This window comes from Mariniluteicoccus flavus, from assembly GCF_054776655.1.
In genome coordinates, this window is the sequence record NZ_BAAHBN010000019.1 from 15,381 (window position 1) to 28,229 (window position 12,849).

The window sequence follows — 12,849 nt, forward strand, 5'->3', positions numbered from 1 at the left end:
CGCGACTCGCGGCGCTCGCTCGAAGAGCACACGCATTCCTCGACCCGCTCCCAGCGGGAATAGTTGAACAGTCACCCACGTTGCCCGACACATGAAGGCCTTCGGTTTCCTCAGCTTCGGTCACTACGGCGCGCCCGGCCCCGATGCGCAGCAGATGCTGCACGACCACGTCGACCTCGCCGTCGGCGCGGACGAGATCGGCGTCAACGGCGCCTATCTCCGCGTCCACCACTTCGCCCGCCAAGCCGCCTCCCCCATGCCGCTGCTCACCGCAATGGCCGCGCGTACGCAACGCATCGAGGTCGGCACCGGCGTGATCGACATGCGCTATGAGAACCCGCTGCAGATGGCCGAGGAGGCCGCCGCGCTCGACCTCATCGCCAACAATCGCATCGCCCTCGGCGTGAGCCGCGGATCACCCGAGCCGGCCGACCGCGGCTGGGAGGCGTTCGGCTACACCGGCTCGACCGACCCCAGGGGCGCCGACATCGCCCGCGAGAAGTTCACGACCTTCCTGCAGGCGATCGACGGCGAGACGATGGTCGACGCCGACCCCGCGCAGTACGGCCGCCGTGTGCGGCTGTCCGTCGAGCCCCACTCCCCCGGGCTACGCGACCGCATCTGGTGGGGTGCCGGTTCACGTGAGTCGGCCGAATGGGTCGGTCGCCAGGGACTCAACCTCATGAGCTCCACCCTCCTCACCGAGGCCACCGGCCAGACGTTCGGCGACCTCCAGGCCGACCAGATCGCCCGCTATCGCGATGCGTACGCCGCCGCCGGCCACGCGCGGACGCCGCGGGTGTCGGTCAGCCGCAGCGTGTTCCCCGTCGTCGACGGCAACGATGCGCTCTGGCTGCAGATGCGCCGCGAGGGCCACGACCAGATCGGGGTCATCGACGGCTTCCGCTCCACGTTCGGCCGCACCTATGTCGGGGAGCCCGACCGGCTGGTCCATGAGCTCAGGAGCGATGCCGCGGTCATGGCGGCCGACACGCTCATGCTGACCATCCCGTCACAGCTCGGCGTCGACGCGAACCTCCGGGTGTTGCAGAACTTCGCCGAGCACGTCGCGCCGGAGCTCGGATGGCGACCGAACACCGAGGGGCCCGTCACGGGGTACGCCGTTTGACGGCCGGCCGTAACCCCCCGTTCTCCCGCTCCGGCTAGCCTCGCGGCGTGAACCGCAAGCCCCTGCTCGTCCTGTCCGCCGCCACTGCGCTGCTCGCCGTCGTGTGGGCTGGGGCGTGCTGGCGCTATGTCGTCCACCCCACCGTCGACCCCGACCGTCCCACCGACGCCGCGTACGTGCTGGCCTCGGGGGGCGGTGTCGTGGCCGTCGAGGCCGACCCGCATGGTCACTCCCAGCTCTTTGCGACCTTCCGCACGACCAAAGGGTCGAACGTCACACCGCACCGGCCTGCGATCTGGGCCAACAGCTCTCTCTCCGTCCCTGAAACCTTGCCATCAATGACAGCCACCAGCTTCGCCATGCCATAGACCGACTCGAGCGAGTCCCCCGCCGCCGCCAACTTCGCCCAGATAGCAGCACGATCGACCTCGACCGTTCCTCGGAACTGGTCGATCAACTCCGTGCTCAACCCTCGCTCGACAACGCCCACGCTCACGTGGTGCAGCAATGCTCGTTGTCGTTCGGTCACCTGTCCGTCCGCAACGGCCGCGAGCCACCCCACCCAGAGCAGCAGCTCATGGTGTTCCGTGCCTGCCACAGCCCTGCCAGCTTCCTCGATAATCCGGGCCTCGGTTCGGAACGTCTTGAGCGCCTGCCGTCCTGCGACCTTCGTCGTCCAAAAGTTCACACCCGTCGTCAGCGGGACTCCCACTGCAGGAATCGCGAACTTGATCAGGTTCCGCTGCAGGAGGTACCGGCCAACCACAGGCAGGCTCCTGACCGCAGTCAGCGTGGAGCCGCTGAACACCTTCTTCACCACAGGACGAACTACGGCCGGCACACCCTTCATCAGCGCATTGCCGCCCGTCTCGGCCGCTTTCACACCGAAGGCGATCTTGATGAGCTTCCACAGTTCTTCTGGATCGTCAGTGTCCAAAGGAACCCCGTAGATCACCGCGAGGTCGTAGGCCAACCTGAGCTGGAGCTGCGAGACATAGGTGAGGTCCACCACAAAGCTCGTGAGCCCTGCAGGAAGCGCGACGGGAGAGGCACCTCCTGCGCTGCCGATCGTTGCCGCCACCGCGCCCGTGTAGGCCGATGCGCTCAGAGCACCCTCGATGCCTGCGTACTTCGCCGCCAGGTCGATGCGCGCCGCGGCGATCGCATCGGGAGGGAGGTGAGGGTACTTCTTTCGGAAGTAGTCCGCGTCCACCTGCGCCGTGTACCGGCCCAAAGAGAATGTGAGGAGTTTGGCAAACCAGTCACCGGACCGGACATCCTCCAGGCTCAGGCCCGTCACGAAGCCCCGAAGCCGCTCGAGCTCGCGTCTCACGACGCGCTCGTTCTCTGTCTTCTCATCCGTCATTGCCCGCCGCCCCTTCGCTCACCGGTCCTGCGAGGACGCGACTGCACTAAGGAGGCGCCCCTGAATGGCTGCATAGACTTGCGACGTGCATGGCCCCAGGACGCGACGCATCCTGGCCGCAGCGACCCTCGCCGCCCTCCTGGCCGGCAGCGCATGGGCCGCGCTCGCCTCCCGCTACATCCTACGGCCCGTCGTCGACCCCCTCCAGCAGACCGACGCGACGTACGTGCTCGCGTCCGGTGGCGGCGTCGAAGTCATCCTCCAGGACCTCTACACGAAGCTGCCCGGCCGGGTGCTCGTCGTCTCCACCACACCCGAGCTGATGGCCATGCCCGCGTACGCGAAGATCTGCGCCGCCGGCACCAGCGGTGGTCGCGAGGTCGTCTGCACCACCCCCGACCCGCTCACCACCCGCGGCGAGGCCCGCGTGTTCGCCGGCCTCGCCCGCGAGCGCGGCTGGACGTCGGTCACCGTGGTCAGCCACCGCACCCACCTGTCGCGGTCCCGCATGCTGATGGAGCGCTGCTTCCCCGGCACGGTCCGCATGCACGTCCAGGAGTCCGAGGGCCGCCGCGCCAAGGCCGTCGCCGTGCTCTACGAGACCGGGGCGTACGTCAAGGCGTCCGTGCTGCGGGGGTGCTGAGCATGGCCTTCGACGAACGGGGCTTGTTCATTTTTCCTCCCCGTTCGCGTATCGTGAAAGCGTGACAAAGTTGAACACGCGCGACCGGGACCTGCTGGAGGCCGCATCCATGGCGATGCCTCAGGGGGGGCACCTACAGTGGTCCCTGGACGCCTCAGACTCTCTTGAGGACGGGCACGCCATAGTTAGCCTTGACGACGTGACCCACACGTTTCCCGTCACGCTCAAACGAAACCTCCGTCCAGCGTGGGTGCCGCTTCTGCCAGCCTTGAGCACTCCCCGCATGGTGATTGCGGACCATGTGACGCCCAAGGTCGGGAGCCTTCTGCGTGCCCATGGATGGAACTACCTCGATACGGCCGGCAACGCTTCCGTAAGGGCTCCTGGCATGGCTTTGGAGATTCAGGGGCGACGACCGCCCCGGCCATCGGAGATCGAGCGACGATCGGACGCCCCTCTCTTCACCCGAGCAAGACTCCGAGCGCTACTTCCGATCCTCAGCGAGCCCACCAAACTCAACGAGCCCCTGCGCACCATTGCCGAACAATCCGGGGTCTCAGTCGCAACCGCCCACAGCGTGGTGACGCAACTCCGTGGGGAAGGCTACGAAACGATGCCCGACCACAACCCACAGGCGCAGGAACATTGGCGCAACCTCCTGATCTCGTGGGTCACGAGCTATGCGACCCACGCCCGTGACGGCCTTCTGGTGGGCCGGTTCCGGACGGACACAGATTTGAGGTCTGCCATTCCAGCAGTCGCCGAATCAGGCGCACTCATCTCCGGAGAGACAGCCCTCTCCCTACTCGAGTACGACCTCTACACCGAGATAGGGGAGTTCTATACGCACGAGCCAGGCAAGCTCATCCGAGCACTGCGCCTCAGGCCGTACCCTGACGGGCACGTCACGATCCGCCGCCCCTTCTGGGCTCCGGAGGCCGAGGTCGGACGTCCTCGCCCCGGCGTTGCTCCGTCGGTCGTTGTCTACGCTGATCTTGTGGCTGCTGCCGACCCACGGGTGGATCAGGTCAGGAGGGAGTTCGAGCGTCGTGACCCGATACTTCGACCTTACTTCTGCTGACCACCAAGTTGCTGTGCCAGTCATCGAAGAGCTGGCCGCACAGGCGCAAACGCTGGGCACCAAGTGGCTGTTGATCGGCGCAGCCGCGCGCGACCTCACGGTGCACGCTCCACTCGGCAACCGACCGACCCGTCAGACTCACGACATCGACATCGCGGTTGCCGTCCAGGGGACGCCCCACTTTCAGGAATTCACGAGTGGGTTCGAGCGGATCCCCAACCTCGACCACAAGGTGCGCGTGCTCGGCGTCGAGGTGGATGTGGTTCCGTTCGGCGGTCTGGAAGAAGCCGGAACTGTCACGTTCACCGACGAGTCGAGACTCGACGTGGTCGGACTGGCTGAAGCCCTGGAAGCACCCGACATCGCACAACTCGCCGCCCACCTTGCAGTACCGGTCGCCAGCGCAGAGGCCCAGACGGCACTGAAGATACTTGCGTGGCGGGACCGGGGCCGGGAAGACCCGAAGGACGCACGCGACCTCAGAACCCTTCTCGAGGCGGCCTCGGACGGGGTGTACGGCGACGAGACATGGGACGACGAGCACGCGTTGCGTGCCTGCGATCACGACCATCCTCTGGCCGCGGCATTTCGTTCTGGAAGGCTCGCTGGCGGCCTCTTCACAGATCCTGCCCGGGCTGCGGCTGTCACTCAGGTCCTGTGCCAGGAAGCCACCCGTCGCCGTCTGGATATCGACTTCGGAAGACCTCGCGCCTCGGCCCCCGACCTGCTTGACGCCTACACCAGAGGATTCAACGAGGGCCGCCCGTACTAGCCGGCACCGCCGCGTAGCGACAGCGCGAGCATCGATCCCTGTACGTCAAGGCGTCCGTGCTGCGGGGCTGCTGAGCGCCCGTCGTCGCCCGACCGCCGGCCGCGGACGCCACGTCGAGACCATCGCCAGGGCCAGGCCCAGCTCGGCGATGTCCCCGCCGTAGTACATGAGGTCGGCTCCAGCCCTGCGCTCGGCCGGCGTCGCTGGCACCTGCGTCCACAGGCCCCCATAGATCGCCTGCGCCAGCAGCGCGTGCACCGTGATCGACACGCCCAGCACCACCAGCCGGAACGGCACCGACGGCCGGTGCGGCGCGGGATCGGCGCCACAGATGGAGTATGCGAACAGGTAGCCCGCGGCGAGGAAGTGCACGTGCACCAGCGAGTGCACCCACCCGTGTGGCTATGTCAACTTCATTTGGCCCCGGGTTGTCGGTCTGGCTGGGCCCCGGTTGGGTGCGAGAAGCCAACCCAGAGTGAACTCCGGGCAGCTTATGGGGGGCGGTTCATGTCAGTGGTGTCGGCGCAGGCGCAGGGAGTTGGTGATGACGCTCACCGAACTGAGGGCCATGGCGGCTGCGGCGATCATCGGGGACAACAGCCAGCCGAAGGCGGGGTAGAGCACTCCCGCGGCGATCGGAATGCCGATGACGTTGTAGATGAATGCGAACAGCAGGTTCTGCTTGATGTTGCGCATAGTGTCGACGGACAGGTCGCGGGCCTTGACCAGGGCTGCGAGGTCGCCGCCGAGGAGGGTCACGTCTGCGCTCTCGATGGCGACGTCGGTCCCGGTGCCCATGGCGACGCCAACGTCCGCCCCGGCCAGGGCAGGGGCGTCGTTGACGCCGTCACCGGCCATCGCGACCGTGTGACCTTGCTCCTGGAACCGCTGGACGTGCCCATGCTTCTGATCCGGAAGCACGTCCGCGATCACCTCGTCGATGTGGAGCTCGTCGGCGATGGCGTGGGCGGTGGTGGCGTTGTCCCCGGTCAGCATCACGATCCGCATGCCACGGTGACGTAGGTCGTCGATGGCCTGGGCGGTGGTGGGCTTGAGTGGGTCGGCGATGGCCAGGATGCTTGCAGGCTGACCATCGACAGTCACGATGACGGCAGTGGCTCCTTGGCGACGGAAGGCGTCGATGTCGTCGGTCAGGGGGGTCGTGTCGGCATGCTGGGTCGTGAGGAAGGCAGGGCTGCCGACCATGACCTGGTGACCGTCGACCAATGCTTCGACGCCGCCACCCGGGTGGGCGGTGAATGCAGTGGCGGTCGGTACGGTGACGTCGCGTTCTCGCGCCGCGTCGACGATCGCGCGGGCCAAGGGATGTTCGGACCCGGACTCGACAGCGGCCGCCATGGCCAGCACGATCTCGGCGTGGTGGCCGGCGACGACCTTCTGGTCGACGAGGCTGGGATGGCCCTGGGTCAGGGTCCCGGTCTTGTCGACCACCAGGGTGTCGATCTTCTGCAGTCGTTCGAGTGCTTCGGCGTTCTTGACCAGGACGCCATCGCGGGCTCCGCGACCAACCCCGACCATGATGGACATGGGTGTGGCAAGGCCAAGCGCGCAAGGGCAGGCGATGATGAGCACGGACACTGCAGCAACGATCGCGAACGGTAGCCGGGGCTGTGGCCCGACCGTGGCCCAGACGGCGAAGGTGATCAGTGCGATGCCGATCACGACCGGCACGAACACAGCGGAGATCTTGTCGACGAGCCCTTGGATGGGGGCTTGGGAACGTTGCGCCTGGGACACGAGGTCGACGATGCGGGCCAGGGTCGAGTCGGCGCCCAGGCCGGTGGCCTCGATGACCAGGCTGCCGCCGCTGGTGATGGTGCCGCCGATCACACGGTCGCCGGGGTTCTTGTCAACAGGTACCGGCTCGCCGGTGATCATGGATTCGTCGACGTAGGCGTGGCCGTCGACCACGATGCCGTCTGCTGGGATCTTCTCACCGGGGCGGACCCGGCAATGGTCGCCGACCTGCAGGTCCGCGGATGGCACTTCCTCTTCTTCTCCGTCGGGGTTGATGCGGTGCGCGGTGGCTGGCGACAGGTCCAGCAGGGCGCGGATGGCACCCGAGGTCTGGTCGCGTGCCCGCAGTTCGAGTACCTGCCCCAGCAGCACCAGGGTGATGATCACGGCGGCGGCCTCGAAGTAGACGCCGACCCGGCCACCGTCATCACGCATGATGGCCGGGAAGATCCCCGGGGCCAGGACGGCGACCACACTGTAGAACCACGCGGCACCCACACCGAGGCTGACGAGGGTGAACATGTTGAGGTGCCGGCTGGCCACTGATCGGGCGCCACGTGCGAAGAATGGCCACCCGGCCCACCACACCACGGGGGTGGACAGCGCGAGTTCGACCCAGGGCACCCACGCCCCGACGGCCAGGGCCGGGACCATCGCCAGCACCACCAGGGGCAGGCTGAGCACGGCTGCCACGCGGAGACGGCGGCGCATGTCTGCCAGCTCTGGGTTGGGTCCGTCGTGGACGCCCACCGAGACCGGTTCGAGCGCCATGCCACAGATCGGGCACTCGCCCGGCCCATCCTGCCGGATCTCGGGGTGCATGGGGCAGGTCCATTCGCCATCGCGTGGGCCGGTGTCGGCCTGTGGTGGCGGGGCGCTTTGCCCGCCGTGCTCTTGGTGGGCAGCAGGCTGCCCGGGGTGGGTGTGCTGGTGTGCTGCTGGCGCGGGGGGCTGTCCGTCCGGTTGGAGGAACATGCCGCACTTGGGGCAGCGGCCAGGGTGGTCACTGGTGACCTCGGGGTGCATGGGGCAGGTGAAGGAGTCCCCTTCAGCCGTGATGGGCTTGTCGGGTGGGGTAGGGCTGGTCATGGTCTTCTTCGTCCGTTGAGTGGTGGTGCTCTGTGGTGCTGGTGGGCGCGTGGTGCGAGGTTCTTGGCTCAGTGGTGATCGGCCCCGTGGTTCATCATCCGCATCATGAGCCACATCATCACTACGCAGCCGAGGGCGGGGATGGCGGCGGCCATGACGCCGCCTGCGGCGAGGCTGGCACGACCTGTCCACAGGTATCCGGCCACGATGAGCAGCATCGGGGCACACATCAGCAGGTGCATCCAGTGGTGGCTCTTGCCGTGGCCTGTCATCTTCGGGTCGTGCCGGTGCTGCACGGGCTCGAGTACCGGGTCGGCGGCGGGGCGGGGAGCGTCGCTGTCACTGCGGTTGAGCTGGGTGGGGCTTGTGTACATGGTGGTCTCCTTCGTCGTGTGTGGCTGGCTGCCGTCACCATCCAGACTGTCGAGCGTCCATGAAGCTGGACCGGGGCAAATGATGAAGGTTTGACCAAGACGTCGGAGGCATGTGCGGGCATGCGGCGGTGCGGTTCCCGGGGCGACGCGGGAACCGCATCGGCGTGGGCTGGGGTCAGTAGCGCAGGCTGGTCATCATGCCGATCTCGGCGTGGTAGATGTTGTGGCAGTGCAGCATCCAGGCTCCGGGGTTGTCGGCCTGCAGGTCGGCCTCGATGGTCTGCATGGGCAGCAGCAGCACGGTGTCCTTGCGTAGTCCGTTGCTGCCCGGCAGGGACCAGGTGTGGCCGTGGATGTGCATCGGGTGGGCCATCATCGTCATGTTCGTCATCCGCATCCGGACCCGCTGTCCCAGGCTGATCGACAGGGGTGTGTCCTCACCGAACTTCTTGCCGTTGATGCCCCAGGCGTAGGGCTTCATCTGGCCGTTGAGCTGGACCTCGAGGGTCTGCTCCGGTTCCTTGTCGGGCAGCTTGGCTGCGTCGGCGGCGCGCAGGGCGGTGCCAAGGACAGCCTTTCCTCCGAGTTCGGGGATTCGGGTGGTGGCCGGCGGAATGCTGCCGGCGCCGGTCTTGACGATGGCGCGGGCGGGAGTACCGGTCTTGCCCTCGGGGGCGGCCTGCAGCACGAAGACGCCGTCGCCGACGGTGACGGTGGCGTCGATCCTTTCTCCCATGGCGAGGTAGATGGCCGTCGCCTCGACTGGCTGCACGGCGAATCCGTCGGCGTGGGTGATGGTGAGTCGGTGCCCGGACAGGCCGACCTTGAAGATCGTGTCGGCTCCGGCGTTGATCAGCCGTAGCCGGATCTTGTCTCCGGGGCGTGCCGTGAGGGTGCGCGGTGCGGCCGGGATCCGGCCGTTGACGACGTAGTGCGGGTAGCTCATGTCTCCGGCATCGCCCAAGGGGGAACTGCCGTGGTCCATGCCTCCCATGTCGTGGTTCATTCCTTGGGACAGGGGGCCGCTGTTGGCCTTGAAGTCGGCGAAGATCGCATCCGGTGACTTGCCCACCCCATCGGTCCAGTCATCCAGGACCAGGACCCATTCCGCGTCGTGGTCGCCCGGATCGCGTGGGTCGTCCAGCACGAGGGGAGCGTACAGGCCCCGGTCGATCTGGACTCCGCTGTGGGGATGGAAGAAGTAGGTTCCGGCATGGGGTGCGACGAACTCGTAGGTGAAGGCACTCTTGGCGGCGATGGGGTCCTGAGTGACACCAGGCACACCGTCGGAGGCGTTGCGCAGGGCAATGCCGTGCCAGTGCACCGAGGTGGCTGTGGGGAGCTGGTTGTCGACCGTGACCCGGAACAGGTCGCCCGCCTTGCCGCGCAGGACGTTCCCGTCGAGTTCGTCGGTGTAGGCCCAGGTCTTGGCCAGGACACCGCCCAGGTCCAAGGTGACAGGGCGCGGGGTCAGGGTGTGGGTGACGGTCGTCGCCCCGGCCGGGGTGGCGAGTGGTGTCTGGGTCGGGATGGCCCATGTGGCCGGGGTGGTGCTGGCCGGGGCGGGCTGCTTGGCGCCGCATGCAGCCAGGGCGCTGGTGGATGCCAGGCCGAGGCCGGCGAGCAAGGCCTGTCGGCGAGTGATCGTGTTCATGCCCACGACTCTTCCCGCCCCGCATTGTGACCGGGTCAGGGAAGTGTGGAGATTCGATCAAGATTTCGTGGCAGCACCAGGGTGAACGACGCACCGCAGCCCACCCCCGGACTGGCCGCCAGCACGTCGCCCCCATGTGCCCGGGCGACGGCTCTGGCGATGGTCAGGCCGACTCCGGTTCCGCCGTCGACGTCACGGACCCTGCGTGATCCTTGGTGGAAGAAGCGTTCGAAGACGTGGGGCACCTCACCGGCGGGTATGCCTGCGCCGGTGTCGCTGACCTGGATGGACACCGAGTCCGTGTCAGACCAGCTCGTCACACATACCTCACCCCCGCGTGGCGTGTGCTGGACGGCGTTGCGCAGCAGGTTGTCCAGGACCTGGCCGATGCGTGCAGGGTCGACATCCACCTCCACGGGGCAGTTGCCACGGGTCACCAGCTGGATACCTGCCTCGGCACAGGCTTTCGCACACGAGGTGACCGCCGATTTCACCAGGTCATCGATGCGGGTCAGCCGTAGTTCCAAGGGGATCCGCCCCTCCTCTGCCCTGGAGACCTCGGAGATGTCGGCCGCCAGCGCCGTGATGCGCTCGTTCTGGCGTTGGAGGACCTCAAGGACCTCCGGCCCATACACGGCGACTCCGTCCTGGAGGCTCTCGAGCGTCACCCGCGTCACGGACAGGGGCGTTCGCAGCTCATGGCCAAGATCGGTCAACATGCGTCGTCGGGTGGCCTCCGTGGCCGCGATCTGGGCCGCCATCCGGTTGAACTCATGGGCCACGGATTCGAGTTCGCGCCCCAGTGGCGGCATGCGCACGGGGTCGTCGTAGTTGCCGTGCGCGACCCTCTCAGCCCCCTCGGCCAGGGCATCCAGCCCTCGGATGAGGCTGCGGTTCAGCACCCATGACGTCACCGCCGCGATCATCATCGCGGCGGCAAGCCCCAATCCCAGGGAGGCCGCACCGGCGTCATGGAAGGCACGCTCGGCATGGTCCAGCACCATGGGCTGGGTGTGCCCGGCCTCGGCCATGTGCTTCTTGAACAACGGCGGGCCCATCTCCAGGGCGGTCAGGACCAGCGTGACGCTCATGGTGACCATGACGGCGAACTGGGTCCACACCAGCCGTCGACCCCACGACAACCCGGGCCACAGCTCTGATGGCCGTCCTCCCATCAGCCTCGGCCCATCCGGTAGCCCACGCCCCGCACAGTCAGCACGTAGCGGGGATCGGCGGCCTCCTCACCCAGCTTCTTGCGAAGGTGTGCCACGTGGACATCGACCAGATGGTCGTCGCCGACCCAGTCCTCGCCCCAGACCATGTCCGTGAGCTGACGCCGGCTCAACACACGTCCGGGATGCGCGGACAGCGCCTTCAGCAGGTCGAACTCGGTGCGTGTCAGGTCCACCGCCACACCATCCATGAAAGCCTCGCGCGAGTCGGGATGCACCACCAGTTCCCCGATCCTGCGGGCGACGGATGCCGAAGCCGTGGATCTCGGGCGACGCAGCATCACCTGGACGCGTGCGACGAGTTCGCGCGGGCTGAAGGGCTTGGTGAGGTAGTCATCCGCGCCCACGGACAACCCGATGAGCATGTCCACCTCGTCAGCTCGCGCGGTCAGCATCAGGACGTAGCAGTCGCTGAAGGTGCGCACCTTGCGACAGACCTCCACTCCGTCGAGGCCCGGAAGGCCAAGGTCGAGGATGACGACATCCGGCTGCTCCTCCCGGATCCGCGACACCGCCTCGTTCCCGTCTGCACAGGTGTCTGCGGCCATGCCGGCCCGTTCCAGGTAGTTCTTCACCGTGCCGGCCAGCACCGGTTCGTCGTCGACCACCAGCACCGAAGTGCGCGCCACATCGCTCATGGCTCCACCTCACCACGAGACCCAGCAGGCGTCACCTCGTCGGTTGCGAGGACGGGGACATGTTGTGGTTCATGCTGCCCATGTCGTGGTTCATGCCGGACATGCCACCCATGTCATGGGTCATGACGCTCGACGACGTGTCACCTCCCAGGACTGCCGGATCGACCATCCCGAAGATCATCGCCACGTGGGCCACCACGAGGAAGGCCGCCACCATCGCCACGTGCATCCGCAGACGGTTCTCACTACTGCGGCCCAGGACCCCCGCCTCGAGGAGACTGATCACGAGCATGGGCAGGCCACCGACCAGGTAGCTGAGGACCGCGATGACATCAGCCGGGCCGCGCCATCCCCCATTCATGGTCAAGGGCACCACCGCGTGGACCATCAGGTGCGTCCCGATGAAGACCCACACGGGACCGGCGAGCAGGCCAGCAGCCCGACTGAGCCTCGCCACCCACGGGGCTGCGGGCCGGTCATTGCGGCGCCCCAGCAGCATGACCAGTTCCGTGATCGCCAAGGTCTCGGCCAGGATGACCGGGAGGGCCATGAACAACAGCAGGTTCCACGGTTGCCGCACCGCGAGAAGTTCCATGTAGTGGGTCATCGCCATGCCAGCCATGCCCGAGCCAGCAGTCAGGTCGGGCACGGCCAGGGCCAGCCCGACCGCGGCCACGCTGGCAATTCCCAGGAATGCGAGGGACCCACGAGCCAGGGATGAGGATTCATTCGTCGTCATGCCGCCAAGCCTCCAGGCGGCATGTCGAGCCACGAGCGAGACAGTGTGAAGAAATGATCAAGATCCACCGCGAACACCGGCTGTCACCCACCTCCCCCGTCCGGACCATCGATGCCCCGGACCTGTGCAGTACCCGCAGTGGCACAGAAACCCACCAGAAGTCGACCGGCACTCGGTTCGGCCGCCTCTCTGCCGTGCACTGCTCTCGATGGCCAGGGAGTGTCCGATTAACGGTGTAAGTGGCGGTTTCTACTGGGTGGTGCTGGCCGCGGGCATGCGGTCAGCGAAGGTGGTGGCGAACGCGTTCAACGCTGGCTTCCAGCGCATGCCCCACCTAGTTTGGCCGGTGCCCTTGGGGTCCAACGATCTCACGA

12 protein-coding genes are annotated in these 12,849 nt (G+C 67.0%); 4 read left to right on the forward strand and 8 right to left on the reverse strand.

The window, feature by feature from the left end; translation table 11 throughout:
* The first annotated feature begins 91 nt into the window (after positions 1-91).
* Positions 92-1,129 carry an LLM class flavin-dependent oxidoreductase gene (locus tag ACYVAG_RS17280; RefSeq protein ID WP_460771743.1) on the forward strand — a complete coding sequence of 346 codons (1,038 nt, stop codon included), beginning with the start codon at positions 92-94 and terminating at the stop codon, positions 1,127-1,129.
* Positions 1,130-1,355: 226 nt separating this feature from the next.
* Here ACYVAG_RS17280 and ACYVAG_RS17285 read toward each other — a convergent pair whose 3' ends face one another.
* Entirely contained in the window at positions 1,356-2,495 is a 1,140-nt protein-coding gene (locus tag ACYVAG_RS17285; protein ID WP_460771744.1) for a hypothetical protein, read from the reverse strand.
* 85 nt (positions 2,496-2,580) lie between these two features.
* Here ACYVAG_RS17285 and ACYVAG_RS17290 point away from each other — a divergent pair, with 85 nt between their 5' ends.
* The 3 genes from ACYVAG_RS17290 to ACYVAG_RS17300 all read left to right on the forward strand — a co-directional run bounded on the left by ACYVAG_RS17290 (position 2,581) and on the right by ACYVAG_RS17300 (position 4,991).
* Entirely contained in the window at positions 2,581-3,138 is a 558-nt protein-coding gene (locus ACYVAG_RS17290; protein ID WP_460771746.1) for a YdcF family protein, read from the forward strand.
* Positions 3,139-3,199: 61 nt separating this feature from the next.
* Positions 3,200-4,219: a type IV toxin-antitoxin system AbiEi family antitoxin gene (locus tag ACYVAG_RS17295; protein ID WP_460771747.1), complete on the forward strand. Its 1,020-nt coding sequence runs from the start codon at positions 3,200-3,202 to the stop codon at positions 4,217-4,219.
* A gap of 13 nt (positions 4,220-4,232) precedes the next feature.
* Positions 4,233-4,991, forward strand: a complete 759-nt coding sequence (locus ACYVAG_RS17300; protein ID WP_460771749.1) for a nucleotidyl transferase AbiEii/AbiGii toxin family protein — start codon at positions 4,233-4,235, stop codon at positions 4,989-4,991.
* Between the two features lie 45 nt (positions 4,992-5,036).
* Here the strand turns inward: ACYVAG_RS17300 and ACYVAG_RS17305 are convergent, their stop codons facing one another.
* The 7 genes from ACYVAG_RS17305 to ACYVAG_RS17335 form a co-directional block, all read right to left on the reverse strand.
* A complete protein-coding gene (locus tag ACYVAG_RS17305; protein ID WP_460771751.1) occupies positions 5,037-5,381 on the reverse strand; it encodes a cytochrome c oxidase assembly protein in 345 nt (114 codons plus the stop codon).
* A gap of 120 nt (positions 5,382-5,501) precedes the next feature.
* Positions 5,502-7,838 carry a copper-transporting P-type ATPase gene (locus ACYVAG_RS17310; RefSeq protein ID WP_460771753.1) on the reverse strand — a complete coding sequence of 779 codons (2,337 nt, stop codon included), beginning with the start codon at positions 7,836-7,838 and terminating at the stop codon, positions 5,502-5,504.
* A 68-nt stretch (positions 7,839-7,906) separates the two neighbouring features.
* Entirely contained in the window at positions 7,907-8,212 is a 306-nt protein-coding gene (locus ACYVAG_RS17315) for a hypothetical protein (RefSeq protein WP_065673968.1), read from the reverse strand.
* A gap of 175 nt (positions 8,213-8,387) precedes the next feature.
* Positions 8,388-9,866, reverse strand: a complete 1,479-nt coding sequence (locus ACYVAG_RS17320) for a multicopper oxidase family protein (protein WP_460771754.1) — start codon at positions 9,864-9,866, stop codon at positions 8,388-8,390.
* A 35-nt stretch (positions 9,867-9,901) separates the two neighbouring features.
* Positions 9,902-10,987: a sensor histidine kinase gene (locus ACYVAG_RS17325; protein WP_460771756.1), complete on the reverse strand. Its 1,086-nt coding sequence runs from the start codon at positions 10,985-10,987 to the stop codon at positions 9,902-9,904.
* Positions 10,988-11,040: 53 nt separating this feature from the next.
* Positions 11,041-11,736 (reverse strand): response regulator transcription factor, encoded by a 696-nt coding sequence (locus ACYVAG_RS17330; RefSeq protein WP_065673967.1) that lies wholly within the window; start codon positions 11,734-11,736, stop codon positions 11,041-11,043.
* A gap of 31 nt (positions 11,737-11,767) precedes the next feature.
* Positions 11,768-12,475, reverse strand: a complete 708-nt coding sequence (locus tag ACYVAG_RS17335) for a DUF6803 family protein (RefSeq protein WP_027586302.1) — start codon at positions 12,473-12,475, stop codon at positions 11,768-11,770.
* Positions 12,476-12,849: the final 374 nt, after the last annotated feature.